This is a genomic window from Iodobacter sp. CM08 (assembly GCF_033446605.1).
Lineage (GTDB): Bacteria > Pseudomonadota > Gammaproteobacteria > Burkholderiales > Chitinibacteraceae > Iodobacter.
In genome coordinates this window covers 157,602-181,353 of record NZ_JAWQUO010000005.1, presented here as the reverse complement: position 1 = coordinate 181,353, position 23,752 = coordinate 157,602, and the positions used below count along the sequence as shown (strand labels likewise).

The window sequence follows — 23,752 nt, the reverse complement described above, 5'->3', positions numbered from 1 at the left end:
GTTGTTCGAGTACTAATTTAACGGCTTCTGCACGAAATGCAGCGGTATAACGACTTGCCATGACTTACCTCCAGAGATGATTTTATCTCAATTGAAGGTGTCCATATTTAGCAGCCTACATCACAATTTGACGGCACCAATCACAGCGATCTGGCCCGCAAGTTTGGTGTGTCATTGCAGTGGATCTATAAGATTGTCAAAACAGTACGGCTGGAAGAGATCGCACGCAGACAGCAAGATCTGTTTGTGTAAACAAAAACGAGCCAATTTGCGGCTCGTTTTTGTTTTTCACCTGCAGCAAGAGTATTTCACTTCAACAGTCCCAAAGCTTCCCGTATCATCCCAGCCAGTCCCACTTATCGTGGATACCCCTGTGGATTTATCTCACACCCCCTCATTTTTTCTCCGTGGTTCAAGATTTGGGTTTGTTTAAAATACTATCCAGCGCGCGGGCAAAATTTTGCCGGTCGGCGCTGTTCATCGCACTTGGCCCGCCGGTGTCGATGCCGCTGGCGCGTAGCGTATCCATAAAATCACGCATATTTAGCCGCTCGCCGATATTCTCTTTACTTAAGCGCTCGCCACGTGAATCCAGCACTAAGCCGCCTTTGGCAATCACGTCAGAGGCCAAGGGGATATCAGAGGTGATAATTAAATCGCCTTGCTGGCACAGCTTCACAATCCGGCGGTCCGCCACATCAAAACCATGCTCCACCACCAATGACTTTAAAAAAGGCGAGGCGGGCGTTTGAATATACTGATTGGCAACAAAGGTGCAGATCATTTGGCAGCGCACCGCAGCGCGAAATAAAATCTCTTTAATCACCTTGGGGCAGGCGTCGGCATCAACCCATATTTGCATGATTAAACTACTCCTAAAGCTAAATAGAATGGTATTAGCCACCAAAAGAGCAAAAGTGGCTACTTAAAATGATTTGAGAATACTCTTAATATTGAATTCAATTTTTTCGTGGTTTTAGGGGGTATCCTATCAGCTTAACTATTTGTCACGGCTTTGCCACATACACAAATATTGAAGTATCGCAAAGCGGGTTGCACCCTGATCCTGTCAACTTAAAGGCTTGTAGAATGTATAGGGTGGGCGCGTTTTTTGCCCACGCTGTGTGCATCCGCGTGGGCAAGATAAACCATCTTGCCCATCCTATATGGTGTGCCTAAGTTGATAGGATTGGGGTGCAACCCGCGAGCAATGCTGAAAAAAAGCGGGTTGCATTCATTATATGAATGGCATATTGCTTAACTTGATAAGATTGGCTTTTAGGGGGCTCGAAAAAGCGATCTACCTAATAAGATAAAGCGCGTGCTAAAAAAAATAGCGCTGCATATACTTGATATGCAAGGGGGTTTTATTATTGCGCAAGGCAGTATGATAAGAGCATGTGGTTTTTTTGAGGCTCCCTTCTGTGTGTTTTGTAAACGATGTTTTATTCTTGTGGATTATATCGCGTATTGCTTTGTAAAAAAATCACGGCCACTCGCCGTGGATTTGAAACCTGTTGGTGTTAATCTGCCTTATCCTTTTTATGTGTATTCCAATGACATCTAGCAATGATCTCTATCAGGCGATAGAAAGCGCAGAACTTGCACTTAAACGCCAAAAATTAAAACAGGCTAAATTACTGCCATTGGCCTTATTAATCTTTTTTGCCGTGGTGTTTGTGCTGGGCACTCTTTATAAATCGCGCTATCCGGCATTGGCTTATCTTTGTGCCTTTGCCGAAGCCGCTATGGTGGGGGCGCTAGCCGATTGGTTTGCGGTAGTGGCTTTGTTTCGTAGGCCGCTGGGCTTACCTATTCCGCATACAGCTATCGTACCCAGAAATAAAATGCGTATTGCCGATAGCCTTGGTAGTTTTATCCAGAGTAATTTTTTATCGCCCGAACGCATCGTTGGCAAAATACGTGAGTTTAATCCTGCTTTAAAAATAGCCGCTTGGTTAAATCAAAAAGAAAACGTGCGCCATTCCGCTAATCTATTGGTGCGCATGCTTTCTTATAGCCTTAATACGCTGCATGACGGGCGCTTATTGGTATTTTTAAAAAGCAATATGCTGGCTGAATTACAGCGTATTGATATCAGTAAATTCAGCGGCCATATTTTAGAATCTTTAACTCAAAATGGCCGCCATCATCATGTATTAAATGAGGTGCTGCACGAGCTAGATAAAATTCTAGGCCGTATTGAAACGCAAGAAACGCTAGCAGAGGTGGCAGCGCATGAAATTTCATTCTTAAAATATATGGCGCTGGATAAAGTCGCCAGCAAATATTTATCTGAAAAAATACTAGCAGCGGTGCAAAAAGAATTACGCGCCATGCAGGAAAACCCACAACACCATTTACGCCTGCAGTTTGACGGCTATATTGCACAGTTTGTAGAAAAATTAAAGCACGATGTAGAGTTTAAGCAAAGGGGCGAAGTGATTAAAAACGAATTAATTTCTCACCCTGCCCTCGGTGAATATATTGAAACGCTGTGGGGGCAATTGCTCACCTGGCTGCATAGCGATTTGCACCGCGTTGATTCTACAATTCGCGCCAATATTGTTGCTCTAGCGGCAACTCTGGGTAAAAGCCTGCAGGAAAGTGCTGAAATACAGCAGTGGATTAACGCCCAAATAGAAAACGCCGCCCCACCGATTATTGAAGAATACCGAGAAAGAATCGGCGTATTTATCAGTGATCAAGTTAAAACATGGGATGAGCAATATATGGTGGAGCGCATTGAGCTGAATATCGGCACAGATTTACAATTTATCCGCGTTAGCGGCACTTTAGTGGGTGGATTGGTAGGCCTGCTGATTTATTGTGTGGCGGGGTATTTGGCTTAATGGGCAAGCACTAAACAATAAGGCGGCAAAGTGTGCGCCTTATTGCTTAGTGTGGTTTTATTGCTGAGGGCTTTGTTCGTTTTGAATTAAGTCTTCATAGAAAAGAGCAGAAGTAGTTTGGATATAAGGTAGGAACCATAAAAATCCAATGCCGCAAGTTATAATTGAAAGTAAAAACCATCCAAAAAACCGAAAGTGAAGATAGCATAGCTTCCAGCGATTGCCATACATCAGCGCTTTACTACGATTAAGCGTTGCCATAATGTCTAATTCTGGCTGATCACGGCGAATATAAAATACCAGCGCATAAGAATAAGCCGCCATTATCCCAGGAATAATCAGTAGTATCATCCAAAGGATAATAAGCAATAAGGTAAGCAGGTAAGTGAGGAGTGATGGAATAAACTCTGTAAAGCCTTTGGTCAATAAATTGGTATCAACTTTTTGTTCACGAATAATCGCTAAATAAAAGTAAGTAAAACCTAGGGCAATAGGGCCTGAAACCAGAAGGCTTAAAGCGGCGGGGATGACTCCAGGCTGGTTGAGTATTGCAATGACGATGACGTACACAAGGCTGACTAAAACCGGCGTGGTCCATTTGCCACGTAAAATATCTCGTGCTTGGGTCATAAGGTCTTGGTTACTGATGCTGCTAACGGCAATCATTTGCGTGTCCTTTTTTGATGGCTTTTTGTAACCAATCGCATGATTTTTGGTAAGAAAAAAGCAAGCATATCACAGCGATTGTTTTGTAAACTGGCAGGAGTAATAAATGACGCTGCACCTGGTCGGCCAGATATAGCGCTTTTTTATAAGAGATAAGGTGTTTTATTTAACTGGATCTGATTATGTCTCTTGCTCAATAACGCTAATGTAAGTCGATTTATTACAGTCGCACGTTGTTTTTGCATTTGTAGGGTGGGTAAAACCCCATACGCGTTAACCAAATTGCTTTTGTCTTAGCAAGTAGCGAAAAAACACAATGATTACGTTCTCTGCATGGGGCTAAAAATCCCCTTGAAGCACGCCGAAGCGAGGAATAAGCGGATTGGGGTTTCGGAAAAGGGGTAGCGGGCTTGTTCCCGAGCAGCCTTTTTCGCCGAGTCGATTATCCGCAGTGAGGGGCCTTCGTGCTGGTTGGGGCGGCTTTCTTTGCTTACTTGCTTGGGCCGTACAAGAAAGTAAGTTCCAAGCGGAGATCCCGCACCTAAATCAACGTGCCAAAGGCACTGAAAAAATGGCTACTGCGTAACATTAGATGGTAATTACGCAGTAGGAATTGAATGTTTTAAGCCAAAATTGGCGCTATTATGAGGTGCTGAGCTTCGCTTTTAGTACGCACTATATGTATGCAAAGACTTCTTTGAGCAAGAGACTTAATTAGGTAAATAAAAGGTGGTTTTGTATTTTTATAAAACGTTATTGAACTAACTTATTAAGTGATCATAATGAAAACATTAGTACAGCCATCCGAAGTTATTTATGAAGAATATGCCCGAGCGATTCATTGGATGGAAAGTATTGGTGTGAAGATTGATTCTAGTAGGGCTTCACATTATAAACGGGTGGTAAAATATTACAACGCTGAATGTAAGAATAAACCTATTGATGAAAAAAACGATATATTCCCTTCTTTTGTAAGTTCTATATTTGAAATATATGGTTTTATTGATGTATATAATGCTTTCAAGGAGGTGCCATTAGATCTTATTGAGCCTATCGTGAAAAAATTACAAATGGGGTGGATGGCCCTTGTGATGTTTCTGATGAAACCAAAAATTCAACAAAAGGCCGAAATTTTTTATTTGAAGCAATTATTGCTGCGAAGTTTAATTTTTCATTAAAAGGAGTTGAAACTATTTTTAATGCGAAATAAGATACTGGGTTTATGGTAGAGGGGAGAGCTGTATGGGTAGAGTGCAAGCGAGTATCAAGGTGTGAGAAAATTGAAAGCAATGTGAGAAAAGCCTGCAAACAGCTTGAGGATATTTTTTTAGAAAACGCAGTGCCTATGGAGTGTGGTGTTGTTGCACTAGATGTGTCAAAAATAATAAATGCTAAAAATCAGGTTTTTATAAGTAAAAACGATTCAGACTTGAGAGCGTCTTTAAGTTTGTTGATGGATGATTTTATTCATAAAAATTCTAGAATTTGGAATGTTACTTTTGAACGGAAAAATGAAAAACTGATAGGGATAATTTTATTTTTTTCATTTATGTCGGGTTCTGAATCAAGAAGTATTTTAGTCCACTCTTCAGAGGTGGCAATTTCTCCGAGACATGGCGTTTCAGAGAAAGATCGACGCCTATTACAATATCTTGTGGCTGTTTTAAAATGCCCGTAAGGGCATTTTAAGTCAAGACTAGTGAGGAGCAAAGAGTCTTGTAGAGCGGGTTAGGTTTATCAACCCGCGCTGTAGGATGTTACCAAGTACAAACCACCTGCTGATTTACTTTGCGCTTAGCTTATTAGCCTAAATCGCGGGTTACGCCTGCGGCTAACCCGCCCTACAGAACTAATTTTATAGCGTAGATATACATAATAAATGACTCAATTTGAGCTGCTAACGTAAAGCTGGGGATGAACCACAGTTAAATCCCGAAATCCCCAATATTAAATGGCTCGATCTTTATTTTTTAAATATGCTTAAAAATGGGGAATTAATCTGCGAATAGAGTAGGGATAAACAACAATGGCGACCATCTGGTCGCCATTGTTTTATGCTTGGATTATGCCGCAGGTGTGGCGTTTAATTTAATTCCTAGCCCATGCAAGAGCTTCATAATCGTTTCGTAACGAGGTTTGCTGCCCGGTGCAAGTGCTTTGTATAAGCTCTCTCTGCCTAGTCCAGAATCTTTAGCGAGTTGCGTCATGCCACGGGCGCGAGCTACGTCTTTGATGGCAAGTAAAAACATGGCTGGATCAGGATCTGCAAGCGCTTCAGATAAGTAAGCACTGATGGTTTCTTCATCATCAAGATGATCTGCCACATCAAATGGGTTAAAAGTAGTCATGATTTATTCCTCAAGGCTTGCGGCCATTACCTTGGCACGCTCAATGTCACGTGATTGCGTGGACTTATCACCACCGTGCAGCAATAAATAAATCACTGCACCACGGCGAGTAAAATAAACACGATAACCAGGGCCATAATCGATCTTCATTTCGGATACCCCACCACCAACCGACTCACAGTCACCAAAGTTGCCATTCATAGCGCGACGTATGCGTTGCAATATTTTGGCCTTAGCTAGCTTGTCTTTCAAAGAGGCCAGCCAAGTATTGAATTCATCAGAGCTGTGGAATGTGTTCATTGAGTGTATTCGATTGGATACGAAACAACAAGCTAAGCAGATCGATGGAAAACGTGAGCACGCAAGCTTAATCCTCGAATCAAGTAAGGAATCTATGCCTTAATGGCGCAATACCTGCGGCGATTGTGCCATACGTTTTTTCTCCTTACTCCACCACCTTCAAAACCTCATAACACGCGCCCATGGTGTGGTAGTCGGTTTTACCGGCGGGTGATTTGTGTTGGTCGATTTTTTTATTATCGGGGCTGAGCACGCGATACCAAGCGCCATACTGGTGGTCTACGAAGTGCTGCCAGCTGTAGGCCCAGATTTTGTCGTAGGCTTGCCAGTATTTTTCATCCCCAGTGCGGTCTGCCAGCAGGGCGGCGGCGGCGAGGGATTCGGCTTGCACCCAGAAGTATTTATCCTGATCGTAAGGCTCGCCGTCTAAGTCGTAGCCGTAGATTAGCCCGCCATGTGCTTCGTCCCAGCCTGATTGCATGGCGGCGTCGAATAGTTCGCGGGCGCGGGCTAGGTGCCAAGGCTGCGGGTCGTGCCGATCTAAAATGAGTAATAGTTTTGCCCATTCGGTCTGGTGGCCAGTTTGCACGCCCCAAGGGCGAAAAATATTGGTTTTGTTGCCACGGTTGTACTGCAAATTTGCAGTCCAATCGGTGCGAAAGTGCTCCCATATTTGGCCTTCTGTTAGTGCGGCTTGGCGGCGGGTAAAATGGTCGGCCAGCATTTTTGCGCGTTCTAAATAGCGCGCTTCGCCGGTGGCTTCAAAGGCCGCCAGCATGGCTTCGCAGCCGTGCATATTGTCGTTTTGGCCGCGATAATCATCGAGCAGCCAGTTGGCATCGGCGCCGCTGGCGTAAACGCCGTATTCGGGCAGCCAGAAATGCTGCTCCATGGTGTCGAAAGTTTCACTCAGCCATGCTTTGGCTTCATCAATGCCACATTGAATGGCACAGCTGTAAGCCAGCATCACAAAGGCTAGGCCATAGCAGTGGTTGGTGGCGTCCAGAACTTCACCGTTTTTAATTTCCCATGCGTAGCCGCCAGTCACTGGGTTGAGGTGCGCCTTGCGGATGAAATCTATGCCGTGCCTGACGCGTTCCTGATATTTGGCATCGCCAAACTGCAACCATGCCATTGCATTATTAAAAACAAAGCGGGTGGAAGAGACCAGATGGCGCGTTTCGCCATCGTAAACCGTGCCGTCATCCATATAAAAATGATAGAAGCCCCCATTAGAATCGACAGAGATTGGGTCATAAAAGGCCAAGGTATGACGGATATGCTTTAGTAAGAATTCTCGTGTACGGAACATCACTCAATCCTTCTTTAGTAATAAATGGGGGCGGTTTTGTGCCAGCTTACTGATCAGCTCTCCAAACAGGGTGTTGGCCCATGCAAACCAGCTGCGGGTAAAGCGGGCGGGCTGGTCTGGCGCAAAAGATTCGTGCATCAGCCAAGTGCTGGCGTGGCTGGTTTTTAGCATCTGCAGGCAGTGGCTGATCTCATCGTCTTGATCGCTGGTTAAGGCACGCATGATGATGGACATCGGCCAGATCATCGGAGCGAGTGTATGCGGGCTGCCGTTGCCTTCAAACTGATCACTCTTAAAAAACCATGGGTTGTCCGTCGATAAAGCAAAGCGGCGGGTATTGATATACACCGGATCGTCTGCTGCGATCGCGCCTAGATAGGGCAGGGATAACAGGCTGGGGATATTGGCGTCGTCCATCAGTAGGGCGCTGCCATAGCCGTCGATCTCAAAGGCATAGACTACGCCATGTTTAGGGTGCTGAACAATGGCACATTGTTGCAGGGCTGCGGCCACTTCATCCGCAAGCGCTTGGCATTGGCTGGCAAAGGCGCTATCGCCAAATAGCGCGTCCACCATAGCTGCCAGTTGGCGCAGGCTCACAACCGCAAAAAAATTAGATGGCACCAAAAAAGGGAACACGGTGGCGTCGTCTGATGGCCTAAACATCGAGGCAATCAGCCCCACCGGTTTGCTTGGATTGCCCCAGCCATCGCAAGCTAAGGTATCGGCTTGCCAGCTGCCGCTGCGGGTAAATGAGTAGGGGCCGCGCTGCTGTTTGCGCTGCTGCACTTGCATCGTGGCCACCGCCAGTTTCATGGCTGCTAACCACTGGCTATCAAAGGGAGTGCGCTCGGCGCTGTTTTGCCAAAAGCCATGGGCCAGGCGGATAGCGTAGCAGAGCGAATCTAGCTCCCATTTGCGCTCGTGCAGCTCGGGTAGCATGGCGGTATGGTCGCTCATCCATTCGCTATGGCCGGGGCCATCATTAAAGGCATTGGCGTAAGGGTCGATCAAGATGCAGGCGCTATGGCGGCGGATTAGCCCTGCAATCATGGCGGTAAGCTGTGGGTCTTGCGGCAGATGCAGCAGATAGGGCCAAACCTGCGCCGCGCTATCTCTTAGCCACATGGCGTGGATATCGCCGGTAATCACAAAGGTGTCTGGCAAATTGTTTATGGTTTTAAACACCACCGTGGTGTCGAGGGTATTGGGGTAGCACTGGCTAAACAGCTGCCGTAAATCAGGATCGCTGATCTGGCTGCTGATTTTTTGGATATGAGCGTTAACGGCGGGGCTGTTGAATTTTTGTGCTTGCAAAGTGAGCCTCAGGTGTAAAGAGGATGAGTGAGTGGTGGGTTTAAATCTAAGCACAAAATGTAAGGGCACTGCTTGCTGCGCCCTAGATGTATTAAGTTAAGTCAATGCCTTGTTAGGCGTTTTTGTATGGCGGTTTTTAGGGGGCAACCCGCGAGCGATGTTGAAAAAACGCGGCTTGCACCCGCCAACAATATTACAACGCTTGCAATAGAGGAACCTAAGTTGATCCATTAGGGTTTAACCATGGCAGTACCCTTAAGTTGACCTGATTATCCCTCTTGCTCAAACAAAGCCATATATGACATATAGGCCAATATCTTGTAGGGGCACTGCTTGCTGCGCCCTGTTCAGCGAGGGCGCAGCAAGCAGCGCCCCTACGAGTTAACTCTATTCATGTTGTTATGCTCAGACAAGCGACAAAAAATGAGCAAGAGACATAATCAGGTAAGTTGATAGACTCAATGCGTTTCCGCCAGATGCTGGCTGATTTTATGTTTGCGTAAGCGTGCGGTGACTTTGCCTTCGGCGTCCGTTGCAAATAAGACCGCTCGTTGGCTGGCTAGCGTTAGCGAATACACTATATTGTTGGCCTTATCACTAAAGCTAATGGCTTCTTCCTGCCCTGATTCATTCACCAAAATCCACAAAGCACCGCGCTCAAAGCTAAGCTTTTGCACAAATACGCCAGGCTGCTCTCCAGATAGCCAGCTAAGCGGTGCGCTGACACCGGCCCAGTCCATCGCGGCCTGATAAAGCGCGTGTAAAGGCTCGGTGCGCTCGTTCATTTCTAAGGGCAGCGGGCACCAGAGCAGGTTGCCGCTGGCTTGTAGTTCTGTGCTGGTATTACCTTTGCAAAGCTTGGCTATCTTATCGCCACCAAAGCTGGCGCGGTATTTTTGCTTGCCAATATGAATCACTTCCTCGCGCTGCAAATTGCAGGTGGCTGATTCGCTTAATAGCGGCTGACAGCGCTGCCAGTAAGCGTCTAAATCGCAGGGGCCGGTCAGCAGGATGGGCGTTTTGCATTGTTGTATCCAATCACGGGCGGCTTGCGATAAGGCGTGTGGGCTGGGGATGATGATCAGTTTGGCGGGGGCGTGGTCTAGATCGCTCAGTTTATATTCGCTAATGGCGCGTACCGGCACTTTTAGCTCGTACTGCATCACGCGCACCAAGCGCTGCGTGGCTTCTAGGGCAAAGCGGCGGTTGCCGTAATCGTTGCTAAAAGGGTAAATCACCGCGATGTCTTCTAGCTGACGATTTTGCATAAGCGGTGCGAGGGTTTTAAAGAAGCTACCGTAATCTTCGCTGATCATCGCCTCAGGTTTACGGGTGCCGTCGGCGCGGCAGGCCCCAATATGCGATTCGTTGATGTTATCCATGTGATAGTTGATATTCCACAACCATTGCACCGCGCCTGCGCCACCATTGATAAAGGCGTAAGCATATTTGCGCTCTAGCATGTGCGCTAGCTCGGTTTCGCTGCGCTTGCTGCGGCCATCAGGCGCTTCAATATGCATGATGCCAGTTTCTTGCACCAAGCTTGGTTTGTTGGGCGTTTTGCTGAAAATACTATCCCATGCTAAATCGTCGTTTAGCCACCAGCTATGCACATTGGTGTAATCCACTTCGTCAGCAAAAAACATCGGGGAAGGGCGCTGCATGCCCAGTGCCTCGTCTTGCCCCACGGTAATCAGCCGCTGCGGCGCAATGGCGCTAAGGGTGCTGCGTAAGTCGGCCACCCAGCGATTATGCATGGCCTGAGTAAACAGGGTGTAATCCAGCCAAATGCCGTGTTGCTTCGGGGTAATCTCGGTGGGGTTAAACGCCACTTGCTCTGCTTGTGGTGGCCGTACGGCATGCCAATCAGGCAGGACCGCTGGGCTTTGCCCCCAACGCTGCTGCCAAACGCTGATATCACTGTCCTGCTCTTGCAGCCAGCTTCTGAATGCGGCGATTTCAATGGGATCTTGCACGCTGCGCGGCCCAAGGAAAATCTGCTCTGGGTTAAACATCGAAGGTTCGTTGATTAAATCCCAATGCACATGGCTGCTGTCTTTATGGCGGCTAACAATGGCGCTGATAAAGCGCTTTTGCGCGGCAATGGCGCGTGGGTCTAAATAGGGATTACGGCCTTCCCATGTTTCTGGGGTAAAGGTGAAAAAGGTAAAGCAGGTTTCTAGATTGTGGCGTTTGGCGCAATGTAAGAAGGCATCAATAGCGCGTAAGGCGGCTTCTTGGGCGTGACCATCGGCAAACATAATTTGCCGCCAAGCTGTCCAGATGCCAGTGCGAATATAGTTGATGCCCATGCGCGCAAATTCGGCCATATCCGCATCCCAAACGGCTGGGTTAGGTAGCTGCAAAAATTTGCGGTGTACATCACTGGCCATATACGTCATGCCGACAATCGGTACGGGCTTGCCGCCACGGGTAAAGTAATCGCGCCCGGCACAAAGTGGCTCGCCTTCTTCAAGCAGGCGGTGATCACGGCCCCAAAAGCCTTGGCGTATTTCACGGACTTCGCCAAACGCCGAAACCGCCTTGCAATGGATGGCGTAATAGCCATGCAAAACCACCGTTGGCAGGGTGCTACGGTGAAATACCGGCCCGTTGACATGTGTTGTCAGCGCCAGAGATTCTTGAAGGATGACTTTGCCTGCGTAGCTGGTGGTGATTTCTATTTGCCATTGACAGCAGGCATTGGGGCGCAGCGCTTCAAGCTGTAAGCTGTATGTAGGCACTTCGCTAGGGTAGTAGCAGGCAAAGTCAGGCTTAATCCAGATCTCGGTCGTGCCTTTGGCGCTAAACTTGGCCCAATCGAGCAGGGCTGCGCCACCGCCTTGCTGCCAAAATAAGGCGCTGCTATCGATATTGGCAAATAGCCAGCGGCTACCTGCAAACTCACCGCGATGATTTTCGATTAGAACCACGGGGGCGGCAATGGCGCGCCCTGCTGCATCATGGGCGGTAATCAGAGGATAAATGCGGGCATCCATTGGCCCGCTTGAGCCCGATTCCTTGGGGCAGTCTTTATGCTTGGTCGGCATTAATATAAAGCCGCAGCTGCTGGCGTGGGCTTGGAAAAGATCGGTTTTACCGGCAAGGAGCGGGTATTCAGTACCGGCTGCAATGCTTTGCGCATCGCTACTATCAATAGCCAGCATTTCATGGATGTTTAAATCTTTAAACAAGGGGTTGGGCAAGGAGAAGGGCATATTGCCCAAGCTGACTAAATTACCGCCATGCTGTAAAAAATGCAGCAATGCAGGCCACGCATGGCTGGGAAAATAAGGGCCGTGGGTGTTAACTACACAGCTGCCGTGCGATGCACTGTTTAGCGCATTAATCAGGGTGTTACTGTCGGCTAGCGTGCCATATTCTTGCCAAAGTGCCAGATCGTCTCGTTGAGGACGCTCGCCGTGGTAGGCTTGTTTTTCATCATAAAAAAAAATGGCACTCATGTGTTTTCCTTTAATAAGGTTTGCACTTCGCTAAGGGTGGGGGCGAATGCGCCGGCATATTGGCAGGCGATTGCCGCGCTGGCCGCTGCAAAGCGAGCGTGATCTTGCGAGCTAGCTTGCGGTTGCATCAGTAAACTAGTCAGCCAGCCGCCCATGCTGGCATCGCCAGCCCCCACAGTATCGATGACATTTACCTTGTTTGCGGGAACAAATTGCTTTCGGCCTTCTTCTATCAGTTGTAACCCATTCGCGCCTTGTGTATACAGAATGCTGGCTTGTCCTGCCCATATGCAGACTTGATTCAGCGCAATTTCAACGGGTGTATCGGGCATAAGATGAACGAGGTCTTCGTCAGATAATTTTACGTAATCTGCTAGCCCTAGCATAATTTCAAAACGGGCTAGATATTCTGGCCCCATTAGCTTACGCCAATTGGGGTCGTAGCTGATTTTAACCCCCGCTTGTTTAAGCGAAATAGCCAGCTCCAAGAGCTGGGTGGCTAAGGGCTCACGCACCAATCCAAGTGAGCCAAAATGTGCGATTTCTACGCCGTCTTGCCAGCCGGATGGCAATTGTTCTGGTTTAAAATCGCAATCGGCGCTGTCGTTGCCAACAAAGAAATAGGCGGGAGGATGGGTTTCGTGCACGATGGCTAAAAATGGATTTTTATCGCTACGCTGTAAAAAGCGTAAATCTAAACCGGCAGCGATGGATTGTTGGTACAGCTCATCACCAAAACAATCGTTAGAAATTGCGCCTGCAAAGCCTGTAGGCAGGCCAAGGCGAGCGGCCACTCTGGCGATATTCCAGCCCGCGCCGCCCGCTTGGCTAAGCCAGGTGTTCTCACCCGTACGAATGAGATCGGTGAGCGCTTCACCAAAAACAACAAGACGGGCAGTTGGGGTAGTTTGCATGGGGAATCCTGTGCTTATTTATGTGCCCATAGAAAATTGATGAGTAGGCCTGATATGTTTTAATTTCAATGGCGTATATATTGGTAATGATTTAAAAATAACAAAGGAAAACGAATGAAAGCAGTATTTTTAATTGCTTTGTTGCTAGCGGGTGCGGCAAATGCAGAAATCTACAAATGGAAGGATAATGCGGGCGTCATGCATTATTCTGATCAGCCCCCTAGTGGAAACAAGGCCGATATCGTAAAGACCAAAGATTTGCCGGTGAGTTCCATCGCTGGGTCACGTAAAGAGGCATCTGCTGCGAGTGGCGTGGCGATTAAAGCCAGCGCCCCCGCTGCGGCGAGCGTGCCGGTGGCCGCCAAAGGTGAAAAGGACGAAAAAGCCTGCAAAGAAGCGATGGCACGGTTAGGCTATTTGCAAAGTTCTAAAAAGTTTTCTAGCGTAAATGAAAAAGGCAAGCTTGAGTTTATGGAAGCAGCACAAAGAAAGTCAGAAACGGCGAGTGTTGAGGCCAGTATTAAGCGCTTTTGCCCGTAGCCGTAAGATAATTTATCAATTTAAAAACCGCCCACTGAGGCGGTTTTTTTATTCTTATAGCTGTTTTCATCTCTTACATTTAGGCGATTTACCGTTGATATACTTACTTTCTACTTTCTTTTTGCGGTAAGTTTTCATTGGGTCTGGAAAGTTTGAGTTTATGTATTGCTAAAATACTTTCGCCTAGCTATCTAGAAAGACAGCAATTTTTTGTTGCTCAGCTTTCAGCGAAACATTTTGTGGCGATTTGCCCTGATTAGTTTTGCAATAACATGATTTTTTGTCAGCCTTACGTAATGCTAAGGAGAATGAATATGCATGAACATACTAGCCAAACATCGATTAAAGATGTGATGCGCTTGCATGATATTGACGAAGTTGATCTAGAAGTCGTGCGTAAATATGGCGCTCTGGTGGTGCCAAGGATGTCCGAATACATCACTCACTTTTATGAATGGATTCGTGAGCTACCAGAGTATCAAACGCTGATGGCCAATGATGAGGTTAAAAAGCGCGCACAAAGTGCCCAGCTTAACTACTGGAAAACCTTTTTTTCTGCTCACTTAGATGAAGCCTATCTTGAAGATCGTCGCCGCCTCGGTGAAACGCATGCGCGGATTGGCTTGTCGCTGCCTAGCTATTTTGCGGGTATGAATTATTCCTTTGTGTTGTTTACTAAAAAACTATACGACGGTGGTTTATTTAGTGAGGAATACGGCAAGGCAGTGGCTGCTATTACTAAACTATTGCATTTAGATACCACGATTGTGGTGGAAACTTATAGCCGTTTAATTAATGAACGGATTAATGATCAAAGCCGCGCCTTAATGGAAATGTCTACGCCGGTGACCATGATTTGGCAGGATATTTTAATGCTGCCGGTGGTGGGGATTATTGATTCAAAACGGGCGCAAGACATTATGGCGGCCATTTTATTGAAAATTGCTGAAACCCGTTCCCGTGTTTTTATTATGGATATTTCAGGGGTGGCAATTGTGGACTCAGGGGTGGCAAATCACTTGATTAAGATTACCAAGGCGACACGTTTGATGGGCTGTACTAGCCTGATATCGGGTGTGTCTCCTTCTATTGCACAAACTATTGTGCATTTAGGGATTGATATTGAAGGGATGACCACCCATGCCACGTTGCGCGATGCCCTAGAGCAGGCTTTTAAGAGCGTAGGTATCAGAATGAAGCGACTTGATGAGGTTTAGGGGGCGGTAATGGATGAGCGTGAATCTGAGGGGGGCGTCGCGATTTCGGTGGTTGAAGATGCTTTGCTTGCTTGCGTGCAGAGTGATTTGCGGCCCTCTACGATGATTGCGCTGCAAAGTAAATTATTGCAACAGGTCACTAAAGTAGCGGCGAAAGGCGTGATGGTTGATTTATCCGAAGTAGACGCATTGGATGTGGATGGGTTTGCCGCCTTAGTAGATTTAACGCAAATGCTAAAAATAATGGGGGCAAAAACGGTGTTTATCGGCTTTAGGCCCGGTGTGGTTGCTGGCTTGGCGGCGTTAGATAGTGATTTATCAGCGTTGCGAGGCTGTCAGACTATTAAACAAGCTCTGGATTTACTACATGAAACCTAGCGTGGAAATGACCACGATTTTGCGAAAAATACGCAGCGATGCGGATGTTGCGATGCTGGTGGCTTATACTTTTTCTTTGGCCAAACAGTGCGGATTTTCGCCCGTTGCGGTGACTGAAATCACCACTGGGGCCTCTGAGCTAGCCACCAATATTGTGAAGTACGCAGGGGAGGGCGTGATGTCATTTTCTTGGGTAGTGGTTAAAAATCGCGAAGGCCTAGAAGTGATGGCAGAAGATCGGGGGCCGGGAATAAAAAACCTAGAACTTGCTATGTCTGAACACTACAGTACCAAAGGAACACTGGGGCTAGGTTTGCCAGGGACGCGTCGTTTGGCGGATGAGTTTGATATTAGTTCAGAGCCAGAAATAGGAACCCGTGTCCTGTTTCGTAAATGGAAAAACTAAGCCATGCACTTTGAATATGCACGTTGCTTACGGCCTTGTTTTGGAGAGGTAGTGTGTGGGGATGGTACGTTTATCAAACAAATGGAACATGGCGTATTAGTTGCCATTTTGGATGTGTTAGGCCATGGGCCAGAAGCGCATGAGCTGGCTAGATTGTGTGAGCAATGGTTAGAAGAAAACAGCAGTGAAGATATTGAGCTCATGCTTAAAACCTTGCATGTGCATATTCGTGGATCGCGCGGAACGGCCATTACCATGGCTTTTTTGGGTAATGATGGTAATGCCCAGTGCATCACCATCGGCAATACGGTGATGCGTAAATTAGGCAAGGATTGTTATACCTTCCCAGCGCAGGCGGGCACATTAGGCATTATCTTACGCAGTATTCGAATTGAGACTTTTAGCTTTAAGAGTGACGATGTTTTTGTTTTGGCTACGGATGGCATACAGGAACATATTGCTGCGGATGATATTTTGCTAGAGCGCAGAAATAGCCTGAACCAGATGGTTGCAAATTTGCTAAGCCGTTTTGGTAAGCTTTATGACGATGCCACTTGCCTGGCGATAAAGTGCACATTATGACTGAACTTGGCGTGTTGGATCTGCGATCCGAAGAAAGCGTTTTTATTGCCCGCGATAAATTGCGCCGGGCTTTGGGGTGCCTAAAACTCAATCGAATGCGTAGTGATTTTCTACTGACGGGTTTTTACTCCCTTTGCCAGCTGGTGCGGCAATCAACGATGAATCATCTTTTGCCGGTGGGTATGGAAAGCGATGCGCTGTGCTTTGTGGTGCGGCCTGAGGGTGGATGGGCCAAACACTCGCTCTCTGCTTTTTTTGATGTGCAACAGACTTTATCAGATGGCACGGTGCTGTTGGTGTTTAGGATTGATCGTCAAGAGCTCGATGCTATTTTGCGGGTTAAAAACATCATTAATGAGCAAACGCGTGATGAGCTGATGTCGGTGTTGACGATAAGCAATGCAGAATTGGCCTCGCATAAACAGGGGCTAGAGCAAGAGGTGGATCGCCGATCAATGGCGCTACAGCAAAGTGAAATGCAATCCAAAGCGGTGATTGAAGGTGCGCCGATTGCGGTTATTTTATTAGATCAAGATTGCTGCGTCACCAATTGGAATCGTGCAGCCGAGCTAACCTTTGGGTTTTCTCCAGCAGAAGTGATCGGGTTAAAGCTACAAAGCTTGGTTCATATTGAAGGCGATGGTGATTTGCCTTTGGTATTAGAGCGTGGCTTGAGCGAAGCCACGTCACGCATTACCACCGCACGTTTTTGGGAATTGCTGGCGAGAAATCGCTCGGGTAGTTTATTGCCAATTGAAGTAGGCATGACGGTATTAAATATGGATGGGCATTGTAGTGGTACTTTATTTGCCCGTGATATTAGCCAGCGTAAAATAGTAGAGCAAGAATTACAATTAGCTAAATCTAAAGCCGAAGACGCCGCATCGGTTAAATCAAGTTTTTTGGCTAATATGAGTCATGAAATTCGCACGCCAATGAATGCGGTGATTGGCTTGTCGCACTTGGCATTAAAAGCCGAAATGCCAGCTAAGCAGCGTGATTATCTATCTAAAATTCACCATGCAGGCACGTCGCTGTTGGGGATTATCAATGATATTTTGGACTTCTCTAAAATTGAAGCGGGTAAACTTAATATTGAGCTCGCGCCTTTTGATTTAGAAACAGTATTAAATAATGTATGTACCGTAACGACCCAAAAGGTATTTGAAAAAGGCCTAGAGTTTGTGATTCACCATCCGGTGGATATCCCGCCGTGTTTATTGGGTGATTCGCTAAGGCTTAGCCAAATTATGATTAATTTGGTTAATAATGCAGTTAAATTTACGGAGTCCGGTGAGGTTGAAATTACCATTCGCTGTATGGAAAAAAACCAAGAACAAACACAATTAGAATTTAGAGTAAGAGACACCGGTATTGGCATGACTCAAGAGCAACTGGGAAAATTATTTATGCCTTTTACTCAGGCCGATAGCAGTACCACGCGTAAATTTGGCGGTACGGGACTGGGGCTTTCAATTAGCAAAAGACTGGTTGAATTAATGGGTGGGCGTATTTGGGCGGAGAGCGAGAGTGGCGTAGGTAGCCAATTTGTATTTACGGCTTGGTTTGGTATTGAACAAAAAGAAATCAGAAAGCGTGCTATTCCTGCTGAAATTAATAATATGCGCGTGTTGGTGGTGGATGATCATGAGCACGCCCGTTTGGCCATTATTGAAGTATTAAAGCGCTTTTCTGTACGTATTGAGCATGTAGGCTCAGGGCAGGGCGCGGTAGAGCTATGTGTGGCCGCCAATCAACGGGGGGACCCTTTTGGTTTGGTTCTACTTGATTGGCAAATGCCTATTATGGATGGTGCACAAGCGGCGCAAAAGATTCAAGAAGCGCTGCATGAACGCGCACCCAATTTGGTGATTGTGACGGCATTTGATCGTGAAGATATTTATATTCAGGCGCAAGCGCTGAATATCAGTGCCATTTTAACTAAGCCAGTCAATGCTTCTTCATTAACGGATTGTCTGGTCTCTATTTTTGCGCATGATGACGTGGCGGATACGCGCTCTACACCTAAAGATGAAGTAGAGCTTGGCTTAAATGGCATGAGTGTATTACTAACAGAAGATAATCCAATTAATCAACAAATTGCCACGGAATTGCTCGCTACGGTGGGGGTGGATGTGGTGGTGGCTAATCATGGCAAAGAAGCTTTGGATAAGCTGGAGCTACACGGCACCCACTATTTTGATGCCATTTTAATGGATATGCAGATGCCCGTTATGGATGGTTATGAGGCATCAAAACATATTCGTGCCGATGTGCGTTATAACCATATTCCGCTGATTGCCATGACGGCCCATGCCATGGTGGAGGAGCGGGCACGTTGTTTAGATTTGGGGATGAATGATCATGTTTCTAAACCGATTGATCCCGTGCAGTTTTTTGAGTGTTTAAAGCATTGGCGTGTCACCAAGCCTAATGGGGCTAATAGTGTGGATGCGCCTATTCCTGTACTTGCTGAAATGGTGGCGGAGCCAGCAGAAAACAGTGCGCCAGCGCCTGCTACCCCTGTCGCCGCACTGGTTCCAGAGCCTAGCCCTAGGTCGGCAGAGCGCGAAGAGCTGGATGTAAAAGTGGGCTTGGGTTATGTGTTAAATAACCCATCACTTTACTTACGGATGTTGAAGCAATTCTGTAGTAGCGAAGCCGATTGTGTGCAAAGAATCCATCAGGCTTTAACGGCTAATGAGCTAGAACCTGCATTGCGTTTTTCGCATACATTAAAAGGGCTGAGCGCTACTTTAGGAGGGACTCACGTTTCTGAAATTGCGGGCCGTATTGAAAAGGCTATTTCACATGGGGGTGGTTTAGGCGAGGTCAAAGAGGATTTGCAGGTTTTAGACTTACGCCTCATCGTATTAATGAGTGAGGTAAAAGATTATATTGATGGTGAAGATCCTTTTGCCAATGCGCCGCCGCCCGCCGCCGCAATGCCTATGAAAGAATTGCAAAACTTATTAAGTTGGTTAGAGCGCTTATTGCAAGATATGGATGCAGAAGCTTTAACCGTACTGGGGAAGTATGGAGATTCAATGGCGAATGCATTTGATCCATCTGAATTTGCTGCGTTTAAAATAGCTTTAGAGAAGTTTAATTTTGGTGACGCATTACCTATTCTTCAAAAAATGCAAACAAGTTTAACGGTACGATAAGTTTTTGCCGATAATAGTTACTATTTTATTTTACGCACAGCGCATCACTGCCTTTTATTCTGCCTTACAAGTAGCTATATCTGCCGAAAATCTGTCTTGCCGCTATACCGCTGCGCCACCTTTTTTAGTGACTTTCCCTTCTAATGCACGTTGACGGCGAATTTCCTTAGGGTCGGCTAATAAAGCGCGGTAAATCTCAACTCTATCTTGCGCTCTTAATACGGTATCAAGCTTGCAGGCTTTAGAGAAAATACCGATTTTGTTTACGCTAAGATCAATTTCAGGAAAAAAGTCTAAAATCCCCGAGGCGCGAATAGCCACTTCGGCGCTGCTGCCTGCGGGCACTTGCACGGCCAGAAGCTTCTGCAAGGAGGGCATAGCGTAGACCACTTCAACTTTAATTAACGCACTCATGCTTGCTTATCTGCCTGTTTGATAAACGCATCGACAAAGGTGCTGGTTATTTTATTAAACACTGGACCAATAATCATTTCTAAGCTGCGGCTGGAGAATTCGTAATCTAGCTCAAACTCTACCTTGCAAGCATCTTCCATCAAAGGGGTAAAGCGCCATACGCCGTGCAAGGCTTTAAATGGCCCATCCACAAATTGCATATCAATATGATGCTTGGATTTAATGTCGCGGGTACGAAAAAAAGAGGTGACTTTTAAAAACTCAATTTTTACCGTGACATCTAAAATGGTATCGCTGCGCTCATGCACCACAACGCCGCCGCACCAAGGCAAAAATTTGGGGTAATCCTCCACGCGATCAACCAAATCAAACATGCGATCAGCGGAGTGGGTCACTAAAACTGTTTTATGAATAGACGGCATAACATTTTCTGCGCTTTACGAGGTGGTGTGGCATTTCGCCGTTGGGAGTGTGAATAGCGTAAAATGCCGAGCTTCCAGCACGCCACCTTAGATAGATAAAATGACCGAGCATCGTAACCCTGACCACGCCATGACGCAACTTGAAAACATCCGCATGCCGCCGCATTCGGTTGAGGCGGAGCAATCCGTATTGGGTGGTTTGATGCTGGATAACAGCTCTTTCGACAAAATTGCCGACACCCTGTTTGAGGCGGATTTTTACCGCGATGATCACCGCCGCATTTTTGCCGTGATCGCCAAGCTGGTTGAATTAGGTCGCCCTGCCGACGTGATTACCGTGGCCGAAGCGCTGGATACCCACGAAGAACTATCCTATGTGGGCGGCTTGGCTTATTTAGGCTCTTTGGTGCAAAACACGCCATCGGCGGCCAATATCCGCCGTTATGGCGAGATTGTCCGCGAAAAATCGGTAATGCGCCAGCTGGCATCGGTGGCAACGGATATCGCTGATGCGGCCTACAGCCCCAGTGGGCGTGAAGCATCGGAGCTTTTAGATCAGGCCGAATCGGCGGTGTTTCAGATTGCCGAGCAGTCGTCCCGTGGGCAAAAGGGCTTTATCGGCATGCCGCCGATTCTCAAAGAAATTGTTGAGCGGATTGATCATTTGTTTCAGCAAGACAATCCATCCGAAGTGACCGGCGTGGCAACGGGGTTTTTAGACCTTGATCGCATGACTTCGGGCATGCAAGCGGGCGATTTAATTATTGTGGCGGGCCGCCCTTCCATGGGTAAGACGGCTTTTTCGGTGAATATTGCCGAGCACGTAGGCATTGAGCTAAAGCTGCCAGTAGCGATTTTCTCCATGGAAATGGGCGCAACTCAGCTGGGGATGCGTATGGTGGGCTCGATTGGCCGTATCGATTTGCACAAGCTGAAAACCGGTCGTTTTGAGGATGAAGATTGGGTGCGCCTTACCCATGCCGTGGGCCGGATGAATGAAGCGCCGATTTTTATTGAAGAAACAGGTTCCTTAACCGCCTTGGATATCCGTACCAAGGCGCGACGTTTAGCGCGGCAATGTGGTGGCCAGCTCGGGCTAATTGTGATCGATTACTTGCAACTGATGGCGGGGCGGGCGGGCGCAAAAGACCAAAACCGCGCTACTGAGCTGGGCGAGATTTCCCGTGGTTTAAAATCGCTGGCTAAAGAATTAAAAGTGCCGATTATTGCCCTCTCGCAGTTGTCGCGTTCGGTAGAGCAGCGTACCGATAAGCGCCCCATGATGTCGGATTTGCGCGAATCGGGGGCGATTGAGCAGGATGCAGATTTGATTTTGTTTATGTACCGCGATGAATACTACAACCCAGATACCCAATTTAAAGGCCTAGCTGAGTGCATTATCGGTAAGCACCGTAACGGCCCTGTGGGCAAGATTCCGCTGGTGTTTGTGGGCCAGCATTCTCGCTTTGAAAACGCGCTGGTTCGCCCAGATGGCTGGTCGAGTGATATTGAGTAAACCGTTAAAATTGTACTTACGGGTTGAAATGCAAAAAGGCAGCTAAAGCTGCCTTTTTGCGTTGTAAAGATGGTGCGTTTATCTAAGCTCAGGCAGGATGAGCTGGGCGATTTCAAAGTAAATAACGAGGCCGGTTCCATCTACGAGTGTGGCAATAAATGGGGCAGAAACAACGGCTGGGTCAATTCTTAGGCGCTTCAGAATTAATGGTGTGATTGAAGAGACAATCGCACTCCACATAATGATGGCGACAATGGTTAAGGTAACGACTAGACCAATTTCAGGCCCAACCCCAAGCGACCAAGCACGAACCCAAGCGGCTAAAGCAATACCCATAGAAATTAATAACGCAGTGGAGGCCTCTTTTTTAAGGATCTCGCCCAAGTTGCGCATCGTTACTTCACCCACGGCCATGGCACGAATGATGGTGGTAGTGATTTGGGTGCCACTATTGCCGCCAGTGCCAATTAATAGCGGGATAAAAAAGGCAAGGGCAATTGCGGCTTCTAATTGCTCTTCAAAGGCGCGTAATACCGTACCTGTATAGCTTTCGGCAGCAAATAGCATTAGTAGCCAGCCAATTCGTTTACGCCAAAGTTGCCAAGGTGTTGCTGCTAGGTAGGACGTTTCTAATGGTGAAGAGCCGCCTTGTAGCTCAGCATCTTCGGTGGATTCTTGCTCTAGAATATCTGCCGCTTCATCAACGTGAAACACCCCGATTAACTTGCCTTGATCTTCTACGGGCAGGGATGATAAATCCCGATCCACCAAGAGGCGAGCCGCTTGCTCTTGATCTGTTTGTGCATTAATACGCACGAGGTTTGGATCCATCAAATCGCTTAATTTGATGTGTGGATCGGCAATTAATAGTGCTTTAAGCGGGATGCCGCCAATTAATAGCCCATTGGAGTTGGTAATATAAATATGCTGGAATAACTGAGCTTGATGCCAAGCATCATGGATAACTTGCTTTGCATCACTGACTGATTGCTCAACCAAGATGCTGATATAGTTATTACGCATATGAGCGCCAACTGATTCGCTGGGCCATTTAAGCAGGGCGGTATAGTTGTGCTTATGTTGCTCGGATAAATGCGAGAGTAAATTGCCACGATCGTTATTTTCCATTTTGCGCAAAATAGTCAGCATATCGCGGCGCGGAATGCCGTCCTGAAGCGCTTTGATGATCTTGCTGTGCAAACGTAATAGCAATTGCCCCGCATTTTCTGTGCTTAAAGAGGTAATGAGCGCACTGCCTTCATTCACCGGTAAGGTGTTGAATGCGTCGTTGAGGTCTTCTACGCTTAGAGCCAGCAATTGATTGGCTCGTTCAGAGGGGTTTGCGGTGGCAATCCAGCTTCTCAATGCGGCTAAATCGAGAACTTGAATAGTGTGGGCGTGCTGGTGTGTTTTCATTTTGAATGGCCTCAGATAATGACAGGCAAAATCGCAAGCACCTTGATGGGTGCGTGTTAAAAGAAAACAGCAGTTGATGGACGAGTATGGGACAGGAAATAACGTCGAATGGCGCTTTTTCATCTCCATGTTCTAGCTTTAGCACTGTGCAACGTATCTGGTAAAACCAGAAGCCACTTGGGTTAACACCTTAATCCGATGAAAACTGTCCTGATCTTGGGCGTCTCTGGACGTCGTGAGATCAGTGGCCTGTATTTGCGCAGGAGCCTCGCCTAACGAGATGCTGCATAAGGTAAATGTCTTATGCCCCTAGTTGGGGCAGGGGCATAGTGTCCAGATTTATCTTTAAAGTCAACGCGGCGATAAATGGCAATAGTTATCATTGAACTATTGCTGTTTGGCTGTGGTCTGCGCGTGAATGAGCGATGTATCTATATGATTTATTGGGATTAATTTGGTTGACTTGTGAGGTGGGCAGGTGCAGGTAAACGGCTGTAGAGCAATATCTAAAAGGCAGATAG

21 protein-coding genes, 1 pseudogene and 1 riboswitch are annotated in these 23,752 nt (G+C 47.0%); of the genes and pseudogenes, 11 read left to right on the top strand and 11 right to left on the bottom strand.

Going from position 1 to position 23,752, the window contains the following annotated elements:
- Nucleotides 1-132: 132 nt before the first annotated feature.
- Nucleotides 133-252 (top strand): annotated as a pseudogene (locus tag R6242_RS04385) (Mor transcription activator family protein); the annotation flags it as partial.
- Between the two features lie 160 nt (nt 253-412).
- Here R6242_RS04385 and R6242_RS04380 read toward each other — a convergent pair.
- Complete coding sequence (locus R6242_RS04380) at nt 413-862, bottom strand: YaiI/YqxD family protein (RefSeq protein WP_318424236.1); 450 nt, start codon at nt 860-862, stop codon at nt 413-415.
- Nucleotides 863-1,556: 694 nt separating this feature from the next.
- On the opposite strand from R6242_RS04380, the gene R6242_RS04375 reads away from it, so the two are divergent.
- Complete coding sequence (locus R6242_RS04375) at nt 1,557-2,852, top strand: DUF445 domain-containing protein (RefSeq protein WP_318424234.1); 1,296 nt, start codon at nt 1,557-1,559, stop codon at nt 2,850-2,852.
- Nucleotides 2,853-2,909: 57 nt separating this feature from the next.
- On the opposite strand, the gene R6242_RS04370 is transcribed toward R6242_RS04375, so the two are convergent.
- Complete coding sequence (locus R6242_RS04370) at nt 2,910-3,518, bottom strand: DUF975 family protein (RefSeq protein ID WP_318424231.1); 609 nt, start codon at nt 3,516-3,518, stop codon at nt 2,910-2,912.
- Between the two features lie 782 nt (nt 3,519-4,300).
- Here R6242_RS04370 and R6242_RS04365 point away from each other — a divergent pair.
- The gene (locus R6242_RS04365; protein ID WP_318424228.1) at nt 4,301-4,696 is read left to right on the top strand and encodes a hypothetical protein; all 396 of its coding nucleotides are present in this window, start codon (nt 4,301-4,303) and stop codon (nt 4,694-4,696) included.
- 113 nt (nt 4,697-4,809) lie between these two features.
- Complete coding sequence (locus tag R6242_RS04360) at nt 4,810-5,196, top strand: hypothetical protein (RefSeq protein ID WP_318424225.1); 387 nt, start codon at nt 4,810-4,812, stop codon at nt 5,194-5,196.
- 385 nt (nt 5,197-5,581) lie between these two features.
- Here R6242_RS04360 and R6242_RS04355 read toward each other — a convergent pair whose 3' ends face one another.
- From R6242_RS04355 to R6242_RS04330, 6 genes are all read right to left on the bottom strand, one after another.
- Nucleotides 5,582-5,866 (bottom strand): addiction module antidote protein, encoded by a 285-nt coding sequence (locus R6242_RS04355; protein ID WP_318424221.1) that lies wholly within the window; start codon nt 5,864-5,866, stop codon nt 5,582-5,584.
- A 3-nt stretch (nt 5,867-5,869) separates the two neighbouring features.
- A complete protein-coding gene (locus tag R6242_RS04350) occupies nt 5,870-6,166 on the bottom strand; it encodes a type II toxin-antitoxin system RelE/ParE family toxin (protein WP_318424219.1) in 297 nt (98 codons plus the stop codon).
- A gap of 145 nt (nt 6,167-6,311) precedes the next feature.
- Nucleotides 6,312-7,478, bottom strand: coding sequence for an AGE family epimerase/isomerase (locus tag R6242_RS04345; protein WP_318424217.1), 1,167 nt, complete (start codon nt 7,476-7,478; stop codon nt 6,312-6,314).
- 3 nt (nt 7,479-7,481) lie between these two features.
- Nucleotides 7,482-8,795, bottom strand: a complete 1,314-nt coding sequence (locus R6242_RS04340) for a glycoside hydrolase family 125 protein (protein WP_318424215.1) — start codon at nt 8,793-8,795, stop codon at nt 7,482-7,484.
- A gap of 458 nt (nt 8,796-9,253) precedes the next feature.
- Nucleotides 9,254-12,259: a beta-galactosidase gene (locus R6242_RS04335; protein WP_318424212.1), complete on the bottom strand. Its 3,006-nt coding sequence runs from the start codon at nt 12,257-12,259 to the stop codon at nt 9,254-9,256.
- The gene (locus R6242_RS04330) at nt 12,256-13,173 is read right to left on the bottom strand and encodes a carbohydrate kinase (RefSeq protein WP_318424208.1); all 918 of its coding nucleotides are present in this window, start codon (nt 13,171-13,173) and stop codon (nt 12,256-12,258) included. The genes R6242_RS04335 and R6242_RS04330 overlap by 4 nt, the downstream gene beginning before the upstream one ends.
- Nucleotides 13,174-13,287: 114 nt before the next feature.
- On the opposite strand from R6242_RS04330, the gene R6242_RS04325 reads away from it, so the two are divergent.
- The 6 genes from R6242_RS04325 to R6242_RS04300 all read left to right on the top strand — a co-directional run bounded on the left by R6242_RS04325 (nt 13,288) and on the right by R6242_RS04300 (nt 19,463).
- Complete coding sequence (locus tag R6242_RS04325; RefSeq protein WP_318424205.1) at nt 13,288-13,713, top strand: DUF4124 domain-containing protein; 426 nt, start codon at nt 13,288-13,290, stop codon at nt 13,711-13,713.
- Nucleotides 13,714-14,027: 314 nt separating this feature from the next.
- Nucleotides 14,028-14,930: a protoglobin domain-containing protein gene (locus R6242_RS04320; protein ID WP_293937262.1), complete on the top strand. Its 903-nt coding sequence runs from the start codon at nt 14,028-14,030 to the stop codon at nt 14,928-14,930.
- Between the two features lie 9 nt (nt 14,931-14,939).
- Complete coding sequence (locus tag R6242_RS04315; RefSeq protein WP_293937264.1) at nt 14,940-15,308, top strand: STAS domain-containing protein; 369 nt, start codon at nt 14,940-14,942, stop codon at nt 15,306-15,308.
- A complete protein-coding gene (locus R6242_RS04310) occupies nt 15,298-15,714 on the top strand; it encodes an anti-sigma regulatory factor (protein ID WP_318424199.1) in 417 nt (138 codons plus the stop codon). Before R6242_RS04315 ends, R6242_RS04310 begins: the two co-directional genes overlap by 11 nt.
- A 3-nt stretch (nt 15,715-15,717) precedes the next feature.
- The gene (locus R6242_RS04305) at nt 15,718-16,296 is read left to right on the top strand and encodes a SpoIIE family protein phosphatase (protein WP_318424196.1); all 579 of its coding nucleotides are present in this window, start codon (nt 15,718-15,720) and stop codon (nt 16,294-16,296) included.
- Entirely contained in the window at nt 16,293-19,463 is a 3,171-nt protein-coding gene (locus R6242_RS04300) for a PAS domain-containing hybrid sensor histidine kinase/response regulator (protein ID WP_318424193.1), read from the top strand. Before R6242_RS04305 ends, R6242_RS04300 begins: the two co-directional genes overlap by 4 nt.
- A 102-nt stretch (nt 19,464-19,565) precedes the next feature.
- Here R6242_RS04300 and R6242_RS04295 read toward each other — a convergent pair whose 3' ends face one another.
- Together R6242_RS04295 and R6242_RS04290 are read right to left on the bottom strand one after the other, a co-directional pair.
- Nucleotides 19,566-19,877: an RnfH family protein gene (locus tag R6242_RS04295; RefSeq protein ID WP_318424190.1), complete on the bottom strand. Its 312-nt coding sequence runs from the start codon at nt 19,875-19,877 to the stop codon at nt 19,566-19,568.
- On the bottom strand, nt 19,874-20,299 hold the full coding sequence (locus R6242_RS04290; protein ID WP_318424187.1) for a type II toxin-antitoxin system RatA family toxin: 426 nt from the start codon (nt 20,297-20,299) through the stop codon (nt 19,874-19,876). Before R6242_RS04290 ends, R6242_RS04295 begins: the two co-directional genes overlap by 4 nt.
- Before the next feature lie 100 nt (nt 20,300-20,399).
- On the opposite strand from R6242_RS04290, the gene dnaB reads away from it, so the two are divergent.
- Nucleotides 20,400-21,815, top strand: a complete 1,416-nt coding sequence (gene dnaB / locus R6242_RS04285; RefSeq protein WP_293937276.1) for a replicative DNA helicase — start codon at nt 20,400-20,402, stop codon at nt 21,813-21,815.
- A gap of 78 nt (nt 21,816-21,893) precedes the next feature.
- Here dnaB and mgtE read toward each other — a convergent pair whose 3' ends face one another.
- Nucleotides 21,894-23,231, bottom strand: coding sequence for a magnesium transporter (gene mgtE / locus R6242_RS04280; RefSeq protein WP_318424182.1), 1,338 nt, complete (start codon nt 23,229-23,231; stop codon nt 21,894-21,896).
- A gap of 116 nt (nt 23,232-23,347) precedes the next feature.
- A riboswitch (M-box (ykoK) riboswitch) is annotated at nt 23,348-23,518 on the bottom strand.
- Between the last annotated feature and the right edge of the window lie 234 nt (nt 23,519-23,752).